Source organism: Thermobaculum terrenum ATCC BAA-798 (assembly GCF_000025005.1).
In the GTDB taxonomy this organism is placed as follows: domain Bacteria; phylum Chloroflexota; class Chloroflexia; order Thermobaculales; family Thermobaculaceae; genus Thermobaculum; species Thermobaculum terrenum.
On sequence record NC_013526.1, the window covers coordinates 875,183 to 894,416 of the forward strand.

The 19,234-nt window shown below is 64.6% G+C and carries 20 protein-coding genes; 12 read left to right on the forward strand and 8 right to left on the reverse strand.

All coding sequences use genetic code 11. The features are described 5' to 3' along the window. Positions 1–53: 53 nt before the first annotated feature. Positions 54–911: a CPBP family intramembrane glutamic endopeptidase gene (locus tag TTER_RS15140; protein WP_012876602.1), complete on the forward strand. Its 858-nt coding sequence runs from the start codon at positions 54–56 to the stop codon at positions 909–911. Here the strand turns inward: TTER_RS15140 and TTER_RS13495 are convergent. Beyond that, entirely contained in the window at positions 908–1,975 is a 1,068-nt protein-coding gene (locus TTER_RS13495; RefSeq protein WP_012876603.1) for an LLM class flavin-dependent oxidoreductase, read from the reverse strand. The two genes, TTER_RS15140 and TTER_RS13495, sit on opposite strands and share 4 nt — an antisense overlap. Positions 1,976–2,088: 113 nt before the next feature. Between TTER_RS13495 and TTER_RS13500 the strand changes: the two genes are divergently transcribed. Further along, positions 2,089–2,292: a hypothetical protein gene (locus TTER_RS13500; RefSeq protein ID WP_012876604.1), complete on the forward strand. Its 204-nt coding sequence runs from the start codon at positions 2,089–2,091 to the stop codon at positions 2,290–2,292. On the opposite strand, the gene TTER_RS13505 is transcribed toward TTER_RS13500, so the two are convergent. Continuing rightward, positions 2,293–3,375 carry an SIS domain-containing protein gene (locus tag TTER_RS13505; RefSeq protein WP_241215257.1) on the reverse strand — a complete coding sequence of 361 codons (1,083 nt, stop codon included), beginning with the start codon at positions 3,373–3,375 and terminating at the stop codon, positions 2,293–2,295. Positions 3,376–3,414: 39 nt separating this feature from the next. On the opposite strand from TTER_RS13505, the gene TTER_RS13510 reads away from it, so the two are divergent. Together TTER_RS13510 and TTER_RS13515 are read left to right on the forward strand one after the other, a co-directional pair. Then, positions 3,415–3,987, forward strand: a complete 573-nt coding sequence (locus tag TTER_RS13510; RefSeq protein WP_241215258.1) for an MBL fold metallo-hydrolase — start codon at positions 3,415–3,417, stop codon at positions 3,985–3,987. A gap of 7 nt (positions 3,988–3,994) precedes the next feature. Next, on the forward strand, positions 3,995–4,999 hold the full coding sequence (locus TTER_RS13515; RefSeq protein ID WP_012876607.1) for a carbon-nitrogen hydrolase family protein: 1,005 nt from the start codon (positions 3,995–3,997) through the stop codon (positions 4,997–4,999). A gap of 8 nt (positions 5,000–5,007) precedes the next feature. Here TTER_RS13515 and TTER_RS13520 read toward each other — a convergent pair whose 3' ends face one another. Then, complete coding sequence (locus tag TTER_RS13520; protein WP_012876608.1) at positions 5,008–5,601, reverse strand: biotin transporter BioY; 594 nt, start codon at positions 5,599–5,601, stop codon at positions 5,008–5,010. Between the two features lie 187 nt (positions 5,602–5,788). Between TTER_RS13520 and TTER_RS13525 the strand changes: the two genes are divergently transcribed. The 5 genes from TTER_RS13525 (at position 5,789) to TTER_RS13545 (ending at position 11,067) form a co-directional block, all read left to right on the forward strand. Continuing rightward, positions 5,789–6,814, forward strand: a complete 1,026-nt coding sequence (locus TTER_RS13525) for a sugar ABC transporter substrate-binding protein (RefSeq protein WP_012876609.1) — start codon at positions 5,789–5,791, stop codon at positions 6,812–6,814. A gap of 4 nt (positions 6,815–6,818) precedes the next feature. Further along, a complete protein-coding gene (locus tag TTER_RS13530) occupies positions 6,819–7,853 on the forward strand; it encodes an ABC transporter permease (protein WP_012876610.1) in 1,035 nt (344 codons plus the stop codon). After that, a complete protein-coding gene (locus tag TTER_RS13535) occupies positions 7,853–8,647 on the forward strand; it encodes an ATP-binding cassette domain-containing protein (protein ID WP_012876611.1) in 795 nt (264 codons plus the stop codon). Before TTER_RS13530 ends, TTER_RS13535 begins: the two co-directional genes overlap by 1 nt. 110 nt (positions 8,648–8,757) lie before the next feature. Then, entirely contained in the window at positions 8,758–10,107 is a 1,350-nt protein-coding gene (locus TTER_RS13540; protein WP_012876612.1) for a deoxyribodipyrimidine photo-lyase, read from the forward strand. A 27-nt stretch (positions 10,108–10,134) separates the two neighbouring features. Next, positions 10,135–11,067, forward strand: coding sequence for an aminoglycoside phosphotransferase family protein (locus TTER_RS13545; RefSeq protein WP_012876613.1), 933 nt, complete (start codon positions 10,135–10,137; stop codon positions 11,065–11,067). Here TTER_RS13545 and TTER_RS13550 read toward each other — a convergent pair. Then, positions 11,064–12,041: an RsmB/NOP family class I SAM-dependent RNA methyltransferase gene (locus TTER_RS13550; protein WP_012876614.1), complete on the reverse strand. Its 978-nt coding sequence runs from the start codon at positions 12,039–12,041 to the stop codon at positions 11,064–11,066. The two genes, TTER_RS13545 and TTER_RS13550, sit on opposite strands and share 4 nt — an antisense overlap. A gap of 70 nt (positions 12,042–12,111) precedes the next feature. On the opposite strand from TTER_RS13550, the gene TTER_RS13555 reads away from it, so the two are divergent. From TTER_RS13555 to TTER_RS13565, 3 genes are all read left to right on the forward strand, one after another. Continuing rightward, positions 12,112–12,891 carry a glucosamine-6-phosphate deaminase gene (locus tag TTER_RS13555; RefSeq protein ID WP_012876615.1) on the forward strand — a complete coding sequence of 260 codons (780 nt, stop codon included), beginning with the start codon at positions 12,112–12,114 and terminating at the stop codon, positions 12,889–12,891. A 4-nt stretch (positions 12,892–12,895) separates the two neighbouring features. Beyond that, entirely contained in the window at positions 12,896–14,071 is a 1,176-nt protein-coding gene (locus tag TTER_RS13560; RefSeq protein WP_012876616.1) for an N-acetylglucosamine-6-phosphate deacetylase, read from the forward strand. A 67-nt stretch (positions 14,072–14,138) separates the two neighbouring features. Further along, the gene (locus TTER_RS13565) at positions 14,139–15,311 is read left to right on the forward strand and encodes a glycoside hydrolase 5 family protein (protein WP_012876617.1); all 1,173 of its coding nucleotides are present in this window, start codon (positions 14,139–14,141) and stop codon (positions 15,309–15,311) included. Here the strand turns inward: TTER_RS13565 and TTER_RS13570 are convergent. From TTER_RS13570 to TTER_RS13585, 4 genes are read right to left on the reverse strand one after another with little or no spacing between them, the layout of a single operon-like run. Beyond that, positions 15,308–16,327 carry a LacI family DNA-binding transcriptional regulator gene (locus TTER_RS13570; RefSeq protein ID WP_012876618.1) on the reverse strand — a complete coding sequence of 340 codons (1,020 nt, stop codon included), beginning with the start codon at positions 16,325–16,327 and terminating at the stop codon, positions 15,308–15,310. The two genes, TTER_RS13565 and TTER_RS13570, sit on opposite strands and share 4 nt — an antisense overlap. A gap of 40 nt (positions 16,328–16,367) precedes the next feature. After that, entirely contained in the window at positions 16,368–17,450 is a 1,083-nt protein-coding gene (locus TTER_RS13575) for a Gfo/Idh/MocA family protein (RefSeq protein WP_041425329.1), read from the reverse strand. A 34-nt stretch (positions 17,451–17,484) separates the two neighbouring features. After that, on the reverse strand, positions 17,485–18,315 hold the full coding sequence (locus tag TTER_RS13580; protein WP_049823081.1) for a carbohydrate ABC transporter permease: 831 nt from the start codon (positions 18,313–18,315) through the stop codon (positions 17,485–17,487). Then, positions 18,315–19,226 (reverse strand): carbohydrate ABC transporter permease, encoded by a 912-nt coding sequence (locus TTER_RS13585; protein ID WP_012876621.1) that lies wholly within the window; start codon positions 19,224–19,226, stop codon positions 18,315–18,317. The genes TTER_RS13580 and TTER_RS13585 overlap by 1 nt, the downstream gene beginning before the upstream one ends. Positions 19,227–19,234 lie beyond the last annotated feature (8 nt).

Consider the following 19,234-nt stretch of genomic DNA (forward strand, 5'->3'; position numbering starts at 1 on the left):
GTTAGAAACAGGCTTCTGCTATCATGCAATGAATCCTGCTGGGAGGTGCTTGCATGGCGAGAGGAGGGGAGAGGTGGTTGGCCACCGCCGAGGTGGCCCTGCTCTTCGCCCTGGTGGTGGCGCTAGCGTGGCTTATGAGGCGCTGGGAGGGGATCAACCTTTGGCAGGTACGCACGCTGGGATATCCGGTACTGCCGCAGCTCCTGCTGCTGGTGCTCCTGCCGGGGTTGGCGGGCGTGCTCATGGGGAGGGGTTTCCGGGTCCCTGGCGTCTCGCTCTCCCGGCCGATGCCTCAGTTGGACCTGGGGCTCACCTCGCTGCTCATCTTTGGCCCAGCCTACGGGGTGGCCTTCCCGATCATCATACTCCTGGGATCATCACCCCAGGCGTTGCTCGGATCGCTGATCCTATGCGTCACGTACGCGGTCAGCGCCCCGCTCCTGTGGCTGCTTCTGAGGGTATACAGTCCCCAGCCTCCGCTGGCAGGGAGCGCTCGGGCCCTGCTGCTCGTGGTCGGCGTCATGCTGACCTCAGCAGGGGTCATGGCGCTGGCGTGGCGCTTCACCCCCCTGGCAGGAGCGGTGCTCTACCCCCTGGCGTTCGTGGGGATCGGCGAGGAGGTGTTCTTCAGGGGCTACGTCCAGGGCAGGTTGAACGAGATCTGGGGCAGGCCCTGGTGCCTGGGGAAGGTCAGCTTTGGCCCGGGGCTGCTCGCCGCCGCGCTGCTGTTTGGGCTAGCTCACCCCCTGGTCGCCGCGGACCCATCGCGATGGGCCTGGGCGCTCTGGACCTTCGCGGCGGGGCTGCTGCTGGGGTACCTGCGCGAGCTCTCCGGCGGAGTGCTCGCGCCCATCATAGCCCACGGCGTGCCCGAGGTAGTGCCCTACGTGATCGGCGCGATCTACTCCTAGCCCTCCCCTGGGACGCCGGAGGGCTGGGCAGGGCTCTTCCCCGCCAGCTCACGGCGCACCACCGGAGCCACCTCGGTGCCCAGCAGCTCGATCGCCCGCAGCACCTGCCTGTGAGGCAGGGTGCCCACCGTGAGCTGCAGGAGAAAGCGATCGTGCCCGAAGATCTCGTGCTGGAAGAGGATCTTCTCGGCCACCTCCTGGGGGCTCCCCACGAAGTCCGCCCCGCGCAGGGACCGCGAGAACTCGAACTGCTCGCGGGTCATCGGCGGCCATCCCCTCTCACGGCCTATGCGGTCCATCTGGGCCTTGAAGGCGGGGAAGGCTATCTCCGCCGCGGCCTGCGAGCTATCCGCCAGGAAGCCGTGGGAGTTGATGCTGAGCCTGGGCGTCGGGTGCCCAGCGCGCCTGGCGGCCATCCTGTGCAGCTCCACCAGGGGCGCGAACCTCTCCGGCATGCCCCCGATGATCCCCAGCGCCATCGGCAGCCCCAGCATGCCCGCCCTCACGGCCGATTGGGGGGTGCCACCCACCGCGACCCACACGGGGATAGGATCCTGCACCGGCCTCGGGTACACCCCCAGGTCCTCCAGGGGTGGCCTGAACTTCCCGCGCCAGGTGACCCTCTCGGAGCTCCGAAGGCGCAGCAGCAGGTCCAGCTTCTCCTCAAACAGGGCATCGTAGTCCCGCAGGTCGTACCCAAACAGGGGGAAGGACTCCACGAACGAACCCCTACCCACCATGATCTCGGCCCTGCCTCCAGACACCAGGTCAAGCGTCGCGAACTGCTCGAACACCCTCACCGGATCGTCCGAGCTCAGGACGTTCACGGCGCTGGTCAGCCGGATGCGCCGGGTGCGGGCCGCCGCGGCCGCCAGCACCACCGCGGGCGCGGAGACGATGTAGTCCGGCCGATGGTGCTCCCCCACCCCGAACACGTCCAAACCCACCTGGTCAGCCAGCTCCACCTCCTCCAGCAGGCGCCGCATGCGCTCCTGGGGAGATATAAGCTGGCCCGTCTCGGGGTCAACGGTCCGCTCGCCAAAAGTGTATATCCCTATCTCCATGCCAACACTCACTTCTTATATATTAGTCACTAATTTATAGTTACTATTCCATGATACCTCAAAAAGCACGCCTGTAGTATCATGAAGCTGTAACAGCTACATGGAGCAAGAAGATGGCCAGAGACCAACTGCCCGAGCTATGGGAGCTCGCCGACACCTTAGAGTTCGCCGTGAGGGCCATCCGCCAGGGAGCGCTGCACTCCGGGGAGGTGAGCACGGACGACGGCGGCACCGCGCGCTTCGACCCCCTGGGAGCCATAGAGGAGGTGATCTTCTACCTGCGCGAGCTGGAGATGCGATCCCGCCAGCAGGGCTGATCACCTGGTGCGCGTGACCTTGGTCAGGCCCCTTGGGGAGTCCGGGTCCAGACCCTTCACCTGTGCCAGGTGCAGCGACAGCAGCTGCCCCGGCAGGATGGAGACTATCGGGCTCAGCCACTCGGGCACGCCTTCGGGCAGCGGGCAGTACACGTTGGCCAACCCCTTGGCGTCCTTCGAGTCCGAGATCACCAGCAGCTCGGCGCCGTAGGAGTGCAGGTCCCGCGCCAGCTCCAGCACATCGCCGAACGCCCGGCCAGAGGGCATGATCATTATCACCGGCAGACCCTGGTGGACGGTCGCTATCGGGCCGTGGCGGAAGTCTGCCGAGGAGTAAGCCGTGGCCATCACGTAGGTCAGCTCCTTGAGCTTGAGGGCGAGCTCGAACGCCGTAGCGTAGTTGAAGCCCCTGCCGATCACCACGCACTGCTCCATGAACCTGTAGCGCTCGGCACGGCGCGACACCTCGTCGGAGATCTCCAGCGCTCTCGCCACAGCGGCCGGTATCTGCTTGACCTCCTCCAGGTGCGTCCGGCTGCCGCTCCAGAGCGCCCCCAGCAGCGCCATCACCAGCAGTTGGGCCGTGTAGGTCTTGGTCGCCGCCACGCTCCTCTCGGGTCCGGCGTGGATGGGGATCACCCAGTCGGCAGTGTTCGCCAGCGGCGAGTCCGGGGCGTTGGTGATCGCCAGCGTGGGGCGGCCCTGCCGCCTGCCCTCCTCGAGCACCGCCACTATGTCAGGCGACTGCCCGGATTGCGACACCCCCACCACCAGCGCGCCGTCCAGCCTGGGGGGCGTCTGGTACAGCGTGTACAGGGATGGGGTGGCCAGGGCCACGGGGAAGCCCGCGAGCGAGCTCCACACGTACTGTGCGTACGTGGCGGCGTGGTCGGACGATCCCCTGGCGGCTATGACCACGTAGTTGAACTCGGGTATCTCGCCCGTGATCCCCTCGACCCTCTCCAGCTCCCACTCCAGCAGTGAGGAGAGCACCTTGGGCTGGCTGTAGATCTCCTCCTCCAGGAAGGTGTTGGTGGGCATGACTCTTGCACCTCCGACAAAGAGATAATCTATACTACACACAAACACGCACTGAGAGGAACCTGTATGCCGGAGATCGACGTGAGGTGCATCCGCCTAGGACCGCTGGACAACAACGTGTACATCGTGGTGGACCGGGAGACGCGCAGGGGCGTCGTAGTGGACGCCTCGGACGACGCCTCCCGCATAGCCCGGGAGGCTACCGGCGTACAGGTGTCCTCCATCCTCATCACCCACGGCGACCAGGACCACGTGGACGCGCTCGAGGACCTGGCTCGCCTGCTGGGCGTGCCCGTGGCCGCGCACCCCTTGGACGCCTCCCGGCTGCCGGTGAAGCCGGACATCGAGCTGCAGGACGGCATGGAGATCGAGGTGGGGGCGCTCTCGCTCAGGGTGATCCACACCCCGGGGCACACCCCGGGCAGCGTCTGCTTCTACGCGCCGGGCTACCTGCTCTCCGGCGACACCCTATTCCCCGGAGGTCCCGGCAACACCTACGGGGACAGGCGCAGGTTCGACCAGATCATCGCTTCCATCCAGGACAAGCTGTTCGTGCTGCCCGACGATACGCAGGTGCTGCCTGGCCACGGCGACCCCACCACCATAGGCAACGAGCGCCCCTACCTGGAGGAATGGATCGCGAGAGGATGGTGAAGAAGCTATGTACCTGAGAGTAGCGCTGCTGCAGATGGCATCCTGCGGGGAGGACCAGGAGGGCAACCTGCGCAAGGGCGAGGATTTCTGCCGACGGGCCGCGGCCATGGGAGCAGACCTGGCCCTCTTCCCCGAGATGTGGAACATCGGCTACACCTTCAGCCGTCCCCCGCTGCCCCAAGGCCAGCAGCAGGTCAACGTCATGCACGACGTGTGGAGGGCACCCCGCTATTGGACGGCGGGCAGCCAGGATCCCGAGGAGGCGCTGGCGGAGCACATAAGGCGCTGGCAGTCGCTGGCGGTGACGGAGGACTCCCCCTTCGTGCGGCACTTCAGGCAGTTGGCCAAGGAGCTCGACATGGCGATAGCGCTCACCTACCTGCAGGCATGGGAGCCCGCCCCCCGCAACGTCGTGTCGATCATAGACCGACGAGGCGAGATCCTGATGACCTACGCGAAGGTGCACACCTGCGACTTCGGGCTCCCCGAGTGGTGCACCACCCCTGGCGAGGGCTTCTACGCATGCGACCTCGAGACGAGGGAGGGTGAGGTCAGGCTGGGAGCCATGATCTGCTACGACCGGGAGTTTCCCGAGAGCGCGCGCATCCTGATGATCGAGGGCGCCGAGGTGATCCTCACCCCCAACGCCTGCGACCTGGAGGAGCACAGGCTGTCACAGTTCAAGGTGAGGGCGTTCGAGAACTCGGTCGCCGTGGCGATGGCCAACTACGCGGCCCCGCAGATGAACGGGCACTCGTGTGCCTACCATCCTGTGGCCTTCGATGCGCATGGGCGATCCCAGGACACGACGGTGGTCCTGGCGGGCGAGGCCGAGGGGGTGTACCTGGCGCAGTTCGACCTGGACGAGATCCGGGAGTATCGGGAGCGCGAGGTGTGGAACAACGCCTTCCGCCGCCCCCACAGGTACGGCAAGCTGGTGGAGCAGGGGGTCGAGCCCCCGTTCGTGAGGGTCAACGCCCGCGGCGAGAGGTACGACCCCAGCAAGAGGTAGGGCGGGAGCTACTCCCGCCCCCAGAGACCAAGCAGCTTCCAGCCCGCTGGCAGGGTCAGCGCCGCCAACAGGGTCTTGATGACATCGCCCGGGATGAACGGGTAGAGCCCCAGCGGCAGGGCCTTATCCCAGCCCACGAAGTGCGCCAGCCAGGACACACCGCAGGCGAAGATGATCACCTCGCCGACCAACATCGGCACCAGCGCGGTCCACATCCTGCGGTCCATCCCACGCTCGGCCATCCAGCCGATGACGTAGGCCGCCAGGACGAAGCCCACCAGGTAGCCCCCGGTCGGCCCCAGCAGCTTCGCCCAGCCCGAAGCCCCCTGAGCAAAGAAGGGCAGGCCCATGCCTCCCTCTATTATGTAGAGCAGCATGCTCAGGGCTCCCCTGCGGCTGCCCAGCAGCGTACCTATCAACAGCACGCCGTACGTCTGCCCCGTTATGGGCACGGGCGTGAAGGGCAGCGGGATCGAGACCTGCGCGAGCGCCGCCATCAACAGGCTGCCGGCCACCACCACCAACAGGTGATAGAGGAGGCTGCTGCCCTGGAGCAGGGCGTCCACGAGGGTCCTTCTGGGTGCTATAGCTTGAGACAACATGCACACCTCCTAGAGATTGATGATGAGAGACGATGAATCCCTCCAAAAGTATGGATCAAAGGGGCGGGTTTTTGCAACGGCTACCCCTGGGAAGGTACAGACGCTACGGCTATTGACAATATCCCGTGAGGTGTTATCATACCCGCCGCGAGGGGTTATAACTTCGGACGCAGAGGGAGGTAAGGCATTGAAGAAGCGCAAGCTATACGGCATCCTATGTCTGATCGCCATGCTCGTGCTGGCCGGCTGCGGAGGAGGGGTGAGCGGGACACCATCCGCGATCTCGACCACGATCACCTCCAGCACCAACACCCCGGCCAGCCAACCCAGCACGGGGAAGAGCCGCAGCAACATACGCATAGTGGTGGTCACACACGGCACGGCCGCGGACCCGTTTTGGTCGGTGGTGAAGCGAGGAGTGGACGACGCCGCCAAGGAGATGGGCGTGAAGGTGGAGTACAGGGCTCCCGAGACCTTCGACATGGTCAAGATGAGCCAGCTCATAGACGCCGTGGTGGCTTCCAAGCCCGACGGGCTGGTGGTGTCCATCCCCGACGCTGACGCGCTGCGGGACTCCATCACCAAGGCCGTCCAGGCCGGCATACCCGTGGTGTCCATCAACTCCGGAGCCGACGTCAGCAAACAGTTCGGAGCGCTGGTGCATATAGGGCAGTCGGAGTTCGAGGCGGGGGTAGGCGCCGGCGAGCAGATGAAGAAGGCAGGGGTTACATCCGCGCTCTGCATCAACCACGAGGTAGGCAACGTGGGCCTTGACCAGCGCTGCGACGGCTTCAAGAAAGGGCTCGGAGGCAACGTCAAGGTCGTCGGGGTGGAGGTGTCCAACCCCACCGATGCCCAGAACAAGATCAAGACCGCCATAGCCCAGAACCCGGGCATCAACGGCATCCTGACGCTGGGACCGCTGGGATCCACGCCCACCCTGGCCGCGCTGGGCTCCGGCGGGCCCAACGACAAGATCAAGCTGGCCACCTTCGACCTGTCACCGGATGTGCTGCAAGCGATAGCCGACGGCAAGATGCTGTTCGCGATAGATCAGCAGCAGTACCTGCAGGGGTACCTGCCGATCGTGTTCCTTACCAAGTACGCCGAGTACCAGGTAATCCCCACGGGGCAGGTGATGACCGGCCCGGCGTTCGTCACGAAGGAGAACGCCGCAAGAGTCATCGAGCTCAGCAAGCAGGGCATAAGGTAGGGGCATGGAGGCAACCACCAAGCAGGTCGAGAGATACGCTCACGGGCTACGCATCGCTCGCAGGGTCATGGCCAGGCCGGAGCTGGGAGCGGTGGCCGGCCTCGTGCTCGTGTTCGCCATCTTCTCGCTGGTGGCGGGCAACAGGGGGTTCCTCACCAGAGAGGGCACCCTCAACTACCTGGAGGTGGCAGCACAACTGGGGCTGGTGACCGTGCCCGTGGCGCTGCTGATGATCGCAGGGGAGTTCGACCTGTCCGTGGGGGCTATGGTGGGCGCATCCGGCGTGCTGCTGGCCATCCTCGTCACCAAGTACGGCTGGCCTCTGTGGGCGGCGCTGCTCGTCACCCTGGGAGTGGCCATGCTCCTCGGCTACATCAACGGCTACCTGGTGATCAGGACCGGCCTGCCGTCCTTCATCATAACCCTGGGCACCATGTTCGTGCTGAGGGGAGCTACCCTGGGCTTCACCAGGCTGCTGACGGGCGTGACCGTCGTCTCCGGCGTGTCTGCGGAGGTGGGAAGCAACTCCCTGGTCAAAGCTTTCACCGGCACGCCCTGGGGTGTACCCGCCTCGATCTTCTGGTGGCTGATCGTGACCCTCGCCGCCACCTGGGTGCTACAACGCACCCCCTTCGGTAACTGGATATTCGGCTCCGGTGGCGACCCCGTGGCTGCCCGCAACGTGGGCGTGCCCGTGGCCAGGGTCAAGATCGCTCTGTTCATGGCCACCTCGACGTCCGCGGCGCTGCTGGCTATTATCCAGGTGCTGAGGTACGGGTCGGCCGACGTCCTACGGGGCACCAGCCTGGAGTTCCAGGCGATAGCCGCCAGCGTGATAGGAGGTACCCTCCTGACGGGGGGTTATGGATCCGCGGTGGGAGCGGCGCTGGGAGCCCTCATCTTCGGGATGGTCAGCCAGGGGATATTCTTCACCGGCATCAACACCGACTGGTTCCAGGTGTTCCTAGGGGCCATGCTCGTTGGGGCCGTGCTGTTCAACCGGTTCGTGCGCAGATGGGCAGCTTCGGAGGCACACTGATGAGCTCGCAAGCCATCATGGAGGTCGACAGGGTATCCAAGTACTTCGGATCCGTGACGGCACTGCAGGAGGTCTCGATGCAGGTCGCGGCTGGAGAGGTGATGTGCCTACTGGGAGACAACGGCGCAGGCAAGTCCACCCTGATCAAGATCCTCTCGGGAGTGCACCAACCCGACGAGGGCAGGCTGCTGCTCGACGGGCAGGAAGTGCGCCTGGGCTCGCCCCGAGATGCCCTGTCCAAGGGCATAGCCACCGTGTACCAGGACCTCGCGGTGGTGCCCCTGATGAGCATCACGCGCAACTTCTTCCTGGGTAGGGAGCCCACCAAGGGCTTCGGGCCGATCAGATGGTTCGACTTCAGGTACGCCGACAGGGTCGCCCGGGAGGAGCTGGAGAAGATAGGCATAAGCATCAGAGACCCGTCCCAGCCGGTGGGCACGCTCTCTGGCGGAGAGCGGCAATCACTTGCGATAGCCCGAGCCATACACTTCGGAGCTCGGGTGCTCCTGCTGGACGAGCCCACCTCGGCGCTGGGCGTGCGCGAGGCGGAGATCGTGCTCCGCTACATAGTCCAGGCCAGGCAACGAGGGGTGGGGATAGTGTTCATCACCCACAACGTGCACCACGCCTACGCGGTTGGGGACCGCTTCACCATCCTCAACCGGGGTCGGAGCATGGGGACGTACACACGGCGAGAGGTAGACCCAGCACAGCTCGAGGCCATGATGTCCGGCGGCGAGGAGATGGCGCGCGTGAGCGCTGAGCTGGAGCGCCTCAGGAGCTTGCAGCAGTAGGCGGGCATTTGCTATCCTGAGCCGGCTCGTATAACCTCTAGGTAGTGGATGACGCAACACTTGCTACCAGGTGCATGACGCTCGCTCAAAAGCCCAGGAAGGGCTCTTGCATGGTCTACGTGATGAGCCGCGACCAGAGGGTGGATGACAACTTCGCGCTCCTGCTGGCGCAGCGGGAGGCCCTGGAGCGCAGGCTACCGCTCGTGGTGCTGTTCGTCCTGCGGGAACGCCCCGGTGGCAGGTCTCGCGAGCACTTCCTGTTCATGCTGGACGGGCTGGAGGAGGTATCTCGCAGGCTGCAGGAGCTGGGCATAGCTTGGGTACTGCGGCAGGGTTCGCCCTCCAGAACCACCCTGGCAACTCTGCGAGAGCTGGATGCCGCCAGCGTCTACCTGGACTTCAGCCCCCTGCGCGGGGCACGCGCCCGTGCCGAGCTGCTGGCAAGGGAGTTCGAGGGGTCCACACACGTCGTAGACGCCCACAACGTGATCCCCGCCTGGGAGGTGTCCGACAAGCAGGAGGTGGCCGCCCACACCATGAGGTCCAAGGTGCACAAGCTGCTGGGGCGATACCTAGAGGCTCCTCCCCGAATCGTCCGCCACCCCTACAGCCTCGCCGATCACCTGGAGACGCTGAGCTTCGAGCAGGCTAGGGACATAGTGCACGGCTTGCCGGCCTGCGGCATCCGGATAGCACACCCCCCTGGAGAGAAGGCCGCCCGGCGACACCTGCAGAAGTTCATCGACGAGAAGCTGGAGTACTACGCGCTGCTGCGCAACGACGTCGGGCGGGATTTCCAGAGCGACCTCAGTCCCTGGCTGCACCTCGGGCATATCTCCAGCCTACGGGTGGCGCTGCAGGTGATCGAGGCCGTTGGACGGCCACCCCTGTTGCTGGAGAGGGCCAAGCTGGCCGAGCACTCGGGCCAGCCCTCGGCCTACGATGGCATGAACGCGCTGCTGGAAGAGATGATAGTCCGCAAGGAGCTCTCGGACAACTTCTGCCTGCACAACCCCCACTACAAGAGCCTGCAAGGGGCTCCGGAATGGGGGCGGCAGACGCTGGAGGCGCATAGGGAAGATCCCAGAGAGTTCACCTACAGCCTCCAGGAATGGGAGGAGGCCAGGACACACGATCGGGCATGGAACGCAGCCCAGACGCAGCTTCGAAGGGTCGGCAAGATCCACGGCTACATGCGCATGTACTGGGCGAAGAAGATGCTAGAGTGGTCCCGCTCCCCTGAGGAGGCGGTGGAGATGTGCGTGTACCTCAACGATAAGTACTCCGTGGACGGCGGGGACCCCAACGGCTACGCGGGCATACTCTGGTCCATCGGCGGCCTGCACGACCACCCATGGAAGGAGCGTCCGGTCTTTGGGAAGATACGCTACATGAGCGCCGAGGGTATACGCAGGAAGTACGACCTGGATAGCTACTGTAAGCGTTGGTTGGGGTCGTGATGCGCCGCATCCCCGCAGGCTGCTACAATGCTACATATGCAGCTAGGCAGGGCGCAGGATCTCACCATATCTAGAGAGGACATCACCCCGGAGCTGGCTCAGAAGCTGGTGCGCTCACAGTTCCCGCAGTGGGCGGAGCTACCGGTGCGGCCGGTGAGGCAGAGTGGCTGGGACAACCGCACGTTCCGGCTGGGAGATGACCTACTCATCCGCATGCCCAGCGGCGAGGGCTACGCACCCCAGGTGCCCAAGGAGCAGGAGTGGTTGCCCAAGCTGGCACCCCAGCTGCCGCTGGAGATACCTCAGCCCGTGGCCATGGGCGCGCCCGGCGAGGGCTACCCCTGGCACTGGTCAATCTACCGCTGGATAGCGGGCGAGCCCGCCACCACTGGGAAGGTAGCGAGCATGGCGCAGCTCGCGCTCGACCTGGCCGGTTTCCTCCGAGCGCTGCAGGCGGCGGACACCACCGGCGGCCCGCTGGCCGGACCCCATAGCTGGTATCGGGGCGGACACCTGGAGGTGTACGGTCACGAGACACGGCGGGCAGTAGCCGCCCTGGGCAACTTGGTGGAGGGCCAACTAGTGACCGAGATCTGGGAGGCAGCGGTCGCTACCCGCTGGCCACACGAGCCGGTATGGGTGCACGGCGACGTGACGGCCCAGAACCTGATCGTCAGGCACGGCGTGCTGCACGCCGTCATAGACTTCGGCTGCTCAGCGGTAGGGGATCCGGCCTGCGACCTGGCCGTAGCCTGGACCTTATTCTCCGGGGACAGCCGGGAGGCCTTTGTCTCCGCCATGGGGTTGGACGACGGCACCTGGCTAAGGGGCATGGGATGGACGCTGTGGAAGGCCCTCATCACCATAGAGGGCAGCCCCAGCCCACGGCACCCGTGGGCCACCGAGTCGATGAGGGTCATTGGGGAGGTTGTGAGGGACTACCTCGTCTGGCGCTCCTAGGCCCCCCGAGCTGGCAGGTTCGACCTCACCTTCCTGATCCTGGCTACGAAGAATCCCTCCATGAGGCGCGAGGGCAATATCCTGGCGGTGAGAGACACCCTGGGATCGAAGCTTCTCCCCTGCCAACTCGCCAGCCCCGGCCACAGCTCCAGCCCCGGCAGCTCCACGGGCTCCAGCTCGACCGCGTCTCCCTCCTTGTGGAGCAGCCAATCCACTACCCCCTCGTTCTCCTCCGGGGAGAGGGTGCAGGTGGAGTAGACTATCACCCCTCCCACCCTGGTGGCAGAGACGGCGGACCTGAGCAGGTGCGCCTGCCTTCGGGCCAGCACCTTGACCTTGCGGGGCGACCAGTGCTCGTAGGTGGCAGGATCCGAGCAATTGAACATCCCCTCCATGCTGCAGGGAGCATCGAGCAGCGTGCGATCGAACTCCTCGGGATACGACCGCCACAGCACCTCCCCCCGGATGGCTGTCACCCTGGCTATGCTCACGCCCTGTTGCCGCAGGTTGGCCACCAGCTTGAACCTCCGAGCGGGGCTCACGTCGTTGGCCACGATCTCCCCAGAGTTGCCCATCAGCGCGGCCATCTGGGTGGTCTTGCTCCCGGGAGCCGCAGCCAGATCCAGCACCCTTTCCCCTGGCCTGGGAGCGAGCACCAGCACGGGCACCATGCTCGCGAGGTCCTGCAGGTAGATCTTCCCCTCGGCGTAGGCCGCGGTGGCCATCAGCTCGCGCTTAGTCCCGGTCCTGAGGATGAAGGCGTCCGCGTACCAGCTCACCGGCTCGAGGGCGAATCCCTCGGCCTCAAGCTCCGCCACCACTTCCCGTCGATCCGCCCTGAGAGGATTGACTCGCAGGGCAACCACCCTGGGCTCGCACAGGGCCTCCAGCACCTCCGGGTATCGGTGGTCGGGCACTATCCGCTCGAGCCTGCGCAGGAACTCAGCTGGCAGGGATTTGCAGGGGTCTTCCATGGTCCCTCCATTATACGTCACGCCGTCGGTGGGGTTATACTAAGGGCGTACGAGGCGAGCTGGAGGTCTTATGGTCATCGGTGAGGATCCCAGGCCCATCAGGTCGCTGACCGTGGACGCCCTGCGGGTCCTGGTGTACAAGGACGAGAGGCAGCTGGGGATAGCGGCCGGCAGGGCGGTGGCGAGCGAGCTGAGAGCGCTGCTCGCCCGCCAGGCCAGGGCGAGGGTGGTGTTCGCGTCCGCCCCGTCGCAGCGGGAGATGTGGAGGGAGCTCTCGCGGGCCCAGGGGATAGACTGGGACAGGGTGGTGGCCTTCCACATGGACGAGTACGTGGGGCTGTCCGCGGGATCGCCGGGCAGCCTCGGAGGGCTGCTGTGCCGGGAGCTGCTGGCGATCGTGCGGCCCGGCGAGGTCCACCTGATAGACGGCTCAGCTCACCCCGCGGAGGAATGCCGCCGCTACTCCCAGCTCATCGCCGAGTCCCCCATAGATATAGCCTGCATGGGGATAGGGGAGAACGGGCACATCGCCTTCAACGAGCCGGGCGAGGCCGACTTCCAGGACTCGCGGCTGATGAAGGTGGTGCGTCTCGACCCCGAGAGCAGGCAGCAGCAGGTCAACGACGGCACGTTCGCCAGCCTCCCGGAGGTCCCCGAGAGGGCGCTCACGCTCACGGTACCGGCGCTGATGGCCGCCCGCAGGATCTTCTGCGTGGTGCCGGGCCACAGGAAGAGGCAAGCGGTCCAGAGGGCGCTGTGGGGGGAGGTGTCTCCCAGCTGCCCCGCATCGATCCTGCGGCGGCATCCGAACAGCATCCTGTACCTGGACACAGGCTCGTGGGGAGGCTGAGGGGATGCGGGTAGACAGGCTGCGCGGTGTGCACCTGCTGTGGGGACGGGGAGTGGAGCTCGAGATCGCGCATGGCAGGATCGTTGCCCTCTCCCCCACGGAGGGGGCGCCCGAGGAGCTGCTCATCGCGCCCGGGCTGGTGGACCTGCAGGTCAACGGCTACGGGGGGATCGACCTCAACTCCCCCGACCTCACCCCCGACGACCTGCACGCCCTGGCTGGGCAGCTGGCGGCTTGGGGCGTAACGTCCTTCCTGCCCACGGTCATCACGAACTCGGACGACGCGCTGGAGCAACTGCTGGCGGTGATAGCCAGGGCCAGGGCGACTCCCGGGCCGTTCGCGGGAGCCCTCATCGGGGTGCACCTGGAGGGCCCGTTCATATCTCCCGAGGAGGGACCAAGGGGGGCCCACGACCCTCGCTGGGTCCGCCCTCCCGACTGGGAGGCGTTCGCCCGCTGGCAGCGGGCCGCCGAGGGAGCCATCAGGCTCCACACCCTCTCCCCGGAGTGGCCGGGCTCCCAGGAGTTCATAGCCAGGTGCGCCGCTGATGGGGTAATCGTGGCCATAGGGCACACCTCGGCCTCCCCCGAGCAGATCCAGCGGGCGGTCGCGGCTGGCGCTCGCCTGTCGACCCACCTGGGCAACGGCGCTCACCCGATGCTCCCTAGGCACCCGAACTACATCTGGGAGCAGCTGGCCTGCGACGAGCTGTGGGCCAGCTTCATAGCAGATGGCCTCCACCTGCCGGACGCCTTCATCAAGGTGTTGCTGAGGGCGAAGGGCCGCAGGGCCGTGCTCGTGAGCGACCTCGCCCCGCTGGCCGGCCTGCCGCCCGGCAGGTACACGAGCAGCGTGGGAGGAGATGTGCTCCTGACGCCCGACGGGAGGCTGCAGCTGGCGAGCAACCCCTCGCTCCTGGCGGGGGCGACCCGCACGCAGCTGCAGGCGATCAACCACCTGGTGGCCGTCGGCCTGTGCGCCCGTGCGGACGCCTGGCGCAGGGCCTCCACCCTGCCCGCCGAGCTGCTCGGCCTCTGGCCCCTGGGCACGCTGCGCCCGGGAGCTCCTGCCGACCTGGTGGTGCTGCGCGAGGGGAGCGAAGGCCTCCGGGTGTTGGCCACGATCAAGGGTGGAGAGCTCGTGCACGGCGACCCCAAGATAATTGCCTGCAACAGATAGGAGCAGCGAGCAGACGTTGGCGCGATAATTGCTGCCAGTCAACCGCGAACCCAAGGGAGGCAAGGCGATGATGAACAGGAAGATCGGCAGGAGAGAGTTCATCGCGGGAGCTGCGTTCCTGGGAGCCGGCGCGCTGCTCCCGGTCGGGAGCGGCCGGGCCAGGCGAGGCCACCAACTGGGTAGGGGTAGAGGCTTCGTGCGGGTGGTTGGCGACCGCTTCTTCCTTGGAGGCAGGCCCTTCTACTTCGCCGGCACCAACAACTACTACATGCATTACAAGAGCCACCGGATGATAGACGACGTCCTGCACGATGCCGCCGCCATGGGGCTCAGCTTGCTGAGGTGCTGGGGGTTCATCGACGGCCAGCCCGCGGACGGCTTCGTCCTGCAACCCGAGCCCTACACCTACCCGGAGGAAGGCTACGAGCGCATAGACTACACGGTGTGGCGGGCGCGGCGCTATGGCCTCAAGCTGGTGATAGCCCTCACCAACAACTGGCCCGACTTCGGGGGCATGGAGCAGTACGTACGATGGTTCGGTGGCTCCAGCCACGACGAGTTCTACACCAACCCAGAGATCAGGATAGCCTACAAGGCCTACGTCGAGCACTTCCTGCGGAGGCGCAACCGCTACACGGGCGTGCGCTACATGGACGACCCTACGATCATGGCCTGGGAGCTGGCCAACGAGCCGCGCTGCCAGTCCGACGTCTCAGGGCTGACTCTCCGCAAGTGGGTCGATGAGATGAGCACCTTCATCAAGCGCCTGGACAGGCACCACCTAGTGGCGGTAGGCGATGAGGGCTTCTACCGGCAGACCGGCAGGACGGACTGGACGCGCAACGGCTCCCAGGGAGTAGACTGGGAGTCCCTCCTGGAGCTGCCGAACGTGGACTACGCCACGTTCCACCTCTACCCCGACCACTGGGGGAAGGACCTAGACTGGTGCTCCGACTGGATACGCGACCACATCAGGGACGCGCGCGGCAGGAAGCCGGTGGTGCTGGAGGAGTTCGGCTACCGCGACAAGGCCACGCGCGACGAGGTGTACCGCACATGGACCCAGATAGTGTACGAGGAAGCGGGCAGCGGCGATCAGTTCTGGCTGCTCACGGGCATCCAGGACGACGGCACCCTGTACCCCGACTACGACGGCTTCAGGGTGGTCTACCCCAGCAGCACCGCGGCGGTCCTGTCCGAGCACGCCCGGGCGATGCGGGCGAGGGGACGCCTCCCTTAGTCGAGCCGCCGGCAGCTCTCGCGCTCCACCAGCTCGGTGGGTAGCAGGACCTGGCGAGGCTCCATCTCCGGATGCTCTATCCTCTCCAGCAACAGGCGCACGCATTCGTGTCCTATCCGAGCTATGGGCTGGGCTACCGTCGTGATGGCCGGGGTGGTGGCCTCCGAGTACACGATGTTGTCGAAGCCCACCACCGATACATCCCCAGGAACCGACAGCCCCCTGGCCTGCAGCTCCTTGATCACCCCCATCGCCATCAGGTCGTCGAACACGAACACCGCGGTCATCTGCACTCCCCTGCCCAGGAGCTCCGCCGCCGCAGCCCTGCCGTCCTGGTACCTGCCCCTGCCGTAGGCGATGCGCGAGGAGGCCAGCTCGATCCCCGCCTCCGACAGGGCACGCATGAACCCCTGAGCCCTCGCGGTGTGCCCCCTTACCTGCTCGGAGAAGAACCCTATGTAAGCTATCGACCTGTGACCAAGATCCAGCAGGTACCTGCCGGCGGTGTAGCCGCCCTCGTGGAAGGCGACCTGCACCTCATCCACTCCCAGGTCGGGCACCTCGTTGTTGGCGATCACCAGGGGGATGTCGGCGTGGGAGATGCGCTCCACCAGCGCCTTCACGTCGGAACCGGGAGCCGACATCAGCACTATGCCGTCCACCCGCCTGGAGATCAGCACGTCTATGTACCTCTCCTGCTTCTCGGTTGACAGGTCGGAGTTACACAGGATCACGCTGTAGCCCGCCTCGTAGCCCGCATCCTCCACGGCGCGGGCGACCTCGGCGAAGAACGGGTTGGAGTTGTCCGACACGATGAGGCCGAGGCTGCGGGTGCTCCTCCTCCGCAGGCCCCGCGCCACGTAGTTCGGGTGGTAGTCCAGCTCCTCGATCGCTGCCCTCACCCTCTGTGCCGTCTCGGGATCTATCGGCTGCACATTATTGATGACCCTGGAGACGGTAGCTATCGATACTCCTGCCCTTCGGGCGACGTCGTGAATCGTAGTCAAAGCCCACACCCCGCATATATGATCTCTAGCAAATATACAGGATGTGGAGCTAGCAAGCGCCTCCCTGCCTTATGGCCTGGATGATCTGCTGGAAGAGTTGCAGGTCCTGGCAGAAGTCCTCTGGAGAGGTCTTGGGGGTCTCGTTGCGCCTGACCACCTCATAGAAGTACTCCATCTCACAGGTGTAAGGGTCCTTGAAGGTGGGCCTTACCACCTCCTCCCTGTACTCATCCCCCTCCGTCTTGCAGAGGATCAGCCTGGTGGGCAGGTGACGGATGTAGGGCGTGTCGTACTGCACCCTGATGCTCTCCCTTGGCCCGTACACCTCGAGGTGGGCGTCGAACCTCCTCTGCTCGTCCACCATGGTCTCGAACATGCCCACGTAGCCCTCGAACTCCAGCGTCGCCACTATCCTCCGGCCGCCTCTCCAGCTGGCGGCGCCAACGACCCTCTTGGGCATCCCCACCAGCTCCCTCATCGCCGAGAGATCGTGGCTGGACAGCCCGCAGAGCAGCCTGTAGGTGCCGTACAGCTCCCGCCAGCCCTCGCCCACGGCCTCGCTCACCATCTCCTCGCCCCTGCGTCTCCGATCCTCCACCAGCTCGCGGGGCACGTCATCGTACCTGAGGACCCTGGAGGACTGCTCGATGATCAACCTGTTCTCACCTATGATGTCCCTCACCCGTACGTACTCTATGCTATCCAGCTGCCTCACCCTCTGGCAGCCCTCCAGGAAGGCCGGGGCGTACCTGCGCATGTACCCCACCATGACCTGCCTGCTGCTGCGGTCCCTCTCCTGGATGATCTGCTCAGCCTCCCGCAGCGTCAGGCACATCGGCTTCTCCACGAACACGTGCTTGCCCTCGCGCAGCGCCGCGAGCACCGCATCCGTGTGGTACTCATCGCTGCTGAGCACCATCACCGCATCCAGGTCATCCCGCCGCACCAGCTCTCTGTAGTCGGTGTACCTCCCCTCCACGCCGTACCTGTCTCCCATAGCCTTCACCAAGCCCTGGGACACATCGCAGATCGCCCGCACCTCGTACCTGTCCGCCAGGCTCTCCAGCACGGGCAGGTGGATGATCTGGGCCACCTCCCCCAGGCCTATCAAACCAACCCTCACCTTGCTCATACCCAACTCATCTCCTTTCTACGTAGACTTCGGATCACCCCTTCACGGAGCCAGCCACCGCCCCGTATATCATATACCTCTGCACGAACGGGAAGAGCACGAGGGTGGGCAGCATGGCCAGGGTGGCCGACGCCATCAGGCTCCCCCAGTCAGAAGTATACTGCTGCTGGAACAGCTGGATGCCGACCGGGATGGTCATCTTCGACGTGTCCCGGAGGAATATACTGGCTATAAGGTACTCGTTATAAGAGAACAGGAACGTGAATATAGCCACCGCAGCCGTCCCAGGTCCCGAGAGCGGCAGCACCACCCTGGTAAACACCCCCATCCTCGAGCAGCCGTCCACCTGTGCGGCTTCCTCGAGCTCCCTAGGAATCGAATCAAAGAACGCTCTGAACATCCAAGTAGCGAACGGCAGGTTGGCTGTAGTATACAACAGAATCACCGACCAGTAGGTATCTACCAACCCCAGGTTTCGAAACAGTATGAAGAGGGGGATAAGGGCCATAATGAGGGGAAACATCTGGGCCATCAGCAACAAGCGAGAATACCCCCGGAGGATGGGAGAGCGAAACCTGGACAGGGCGTAGCCGGCCATGGAGGCCAAAATGATGCTCAGCACGGTCTGCACGCCCGCCACAATCAGGCTGTTCCGGAAGAACGTCCAGTAACTGGTACGGGAGTTCAGGTTGATGTAGTTCTGTAGCGTTACGTGCTCCGGTATTATGCTGCTTGAGGACAGGATCTCGTCCGTTGTTCGCAGCGAGTTCAGCACCATAGTGATGATCGGATAGTTCACCACGAACGTTATCAACACCAGCAAGGCTACCGTAAGCCACCTGCTGCGGTTCTTGTGCCTCATCATCAATCCTCCCTCTCCTGATATCTCAGTATCAGGATGGATAGTACAGCCAATATCACCAGCATGGTGAACGCTATCGCTGTGCCTATACCCACCATATTGCCCGCGAACGTATAGCGATAGGCCAGGACTATCAAGTTCTCTGTCGCGTTGGAAGGACCTCCCTGAGTGAGCAGCCAGGGGGTATCGAAGTCGTTCACGCTCCAGATGGTCATGAGGATCCACATCACGACGGATATGGTCTTGATGTGCGGCAGAGTGACGTACCTGAAGGTGGCCCACCTACCTGCACCGTCTATCGCCGCGGCCTCGTACAGAGATTGATCTATCGTCTGCAGAGCAGCTATCAGTGACACCATCATGAAAGGAAAGCTCCGCCAGATCTTGATGACGATCACCGAGAGCATCGCCAGGTGCTCAGAGCTCAGGAAGTAGTAGGGGCCCAGACCAAACCACAACAAGAAGACGTTCACGGACCCATGCTGGTCCTGTATTAGCCAGCGCCAGCTCGTGATCGATACTATCGATGGGATGATCCATGGTATGAGCAAGGCCACCCTGAAGAAGCCCTTACCGGGCACGTCGCGAGCAAGCACCAGCGCCAGGCCCAGGCCCACCAGGTAGCTACCGAAGACCGCAAAGAAAGCAAACAGGGCGCTGAAGTACAAAGCGTGTATGAAGTCGGGCATGGACCACAGCCTGATGTAGTTTCCTAGCCCAACGAACTCACCGGTGTTCAACAAAGAGCCGCTCTTCAAGCTGTAGTAGAACCCGGTGACGAACGGGTATAGCTCTATAAGGCAGATCAGAGCTAACGAAGGCAACACCAGCAGGTAGGGCAAAGACTCCAACCTGCCTCGCCTTCTGGAAGATAGGAGGGTGGAAACCTCCTGCTTGGTAACTGAGGTACTCATAGCCTGCA

Bases quoted from the DNA above. Each gene is read 5' to 3' on its own strand.
- TTER_RS13515 (WP_012876607.1), top strand. From the start codon at position 3,995: ATGTACCTGAGAGTAGCGCTGCTGCAGATGGCATCCTGCGGGGAGGAC.
- TTER_RS13560 (WP_012876616.1), top strand. From the start codon at position 12,896: ATGCGGGTAGACAGGCTGCGCGGTGTGCACCTGCTGTGGGGACGGGGA.
- TTER_RS13540 (WP_012876612.1), top strand. From the start codon at position 8,758: ATGGTCTACGTGATGAGCCGCGACCAGAGGGTGGATGACAACTTCGCG.
- TTER_RS13545 (WP_012876613.1), top strand. From the start codon at position 10,135: ATGCTACATATGCAGCTAGGCAGGGCGCAGGATCTCACCATATCTAGA.
- TTER_RS13500 (WP_012876604.1), top strand. From the start codon at position 2,089: ATGGCCAGAGACCAACTGCCCGAGCTATGGGAGCTCGCCGACACCTTA.
- TTER_RS13580 (WP_049823081.1), bottom strand. From the start codon at position 18,315: ATGATGAGGCACAAGAACCGCAGCAGGTGGCTTACGGTAGCCTTGCTG.
- TTER_RS15140 (WP_012876602.1), top strand. From the start codon at position 54: ATGGCGAGAGGAGGGGAGAGGTGGTTGGCCACCGCCGAGGTGGCCCTG.
- TTER_RS13575 (WP_041425329.1), bottom strand. From the start codon at position 17,450: ATGAGCAAGGTGAGGGTTGGTTTGATAGGCCTGGGGGAGGTGGCCCAG.
- TTER_RS13585 (WP_012876621.1), bottom strand. From the start codon at position 19,226: ATGAGTACCTCAGTTACCAAGCAGGAGGTTTCCACCCTCCTATCTTCC.
- TTER_RS13530 (WP_012876610.1), top strand. From the start codon at position 6,819: ATGGAGGCAACCACCAAGCAGGTCGAGAGATACGCTCACGGGCTACGC.
- TTER_RS13535 (WP_012876611.1), top strand. From the start codon at position 7,853: ATGAGCTCGCAAGCCATCATGGAGGTCGACAGGGTATCCAAGTACTTC.
- TTER_RS13555 (WP_012876615.1), top strand. From the start codon at position 12,112: ATGGTCATCGGTGAGGATCCCAGGCCCATCAGGTCGCTGACCGTGGAC.
- TTER_RS13565 (WP_012876617.1), top strand. From the start codon at position 14,139: ATGATGAACAGGAAGATCGGCAGGAGAGAGTTCATCGCGGGAGCTGCG.
- TTER_RS13495 (WP_012876603.1), bottom strand. From the start codon at position 1,975: ATGGAGATAGGGATATACACTTTTGGCGAGCGGACCGTTGACCCCGAG.
- TTER_RS13550 (WP_012876614.1), bottom strand. From the start codon at position 12,041: ATGGAAGACCCCTGCAAATCCCTGCCAGCTGAGTTCCTGCGCAGGCTC.
- TTER_RS13520 (WP_012876608.1), bottom strand. From the start codon at position 5,601: ATGTTGTCTCAAGCTATAGCACCCAGAAGGACCCTCGTGGACGCCCTG.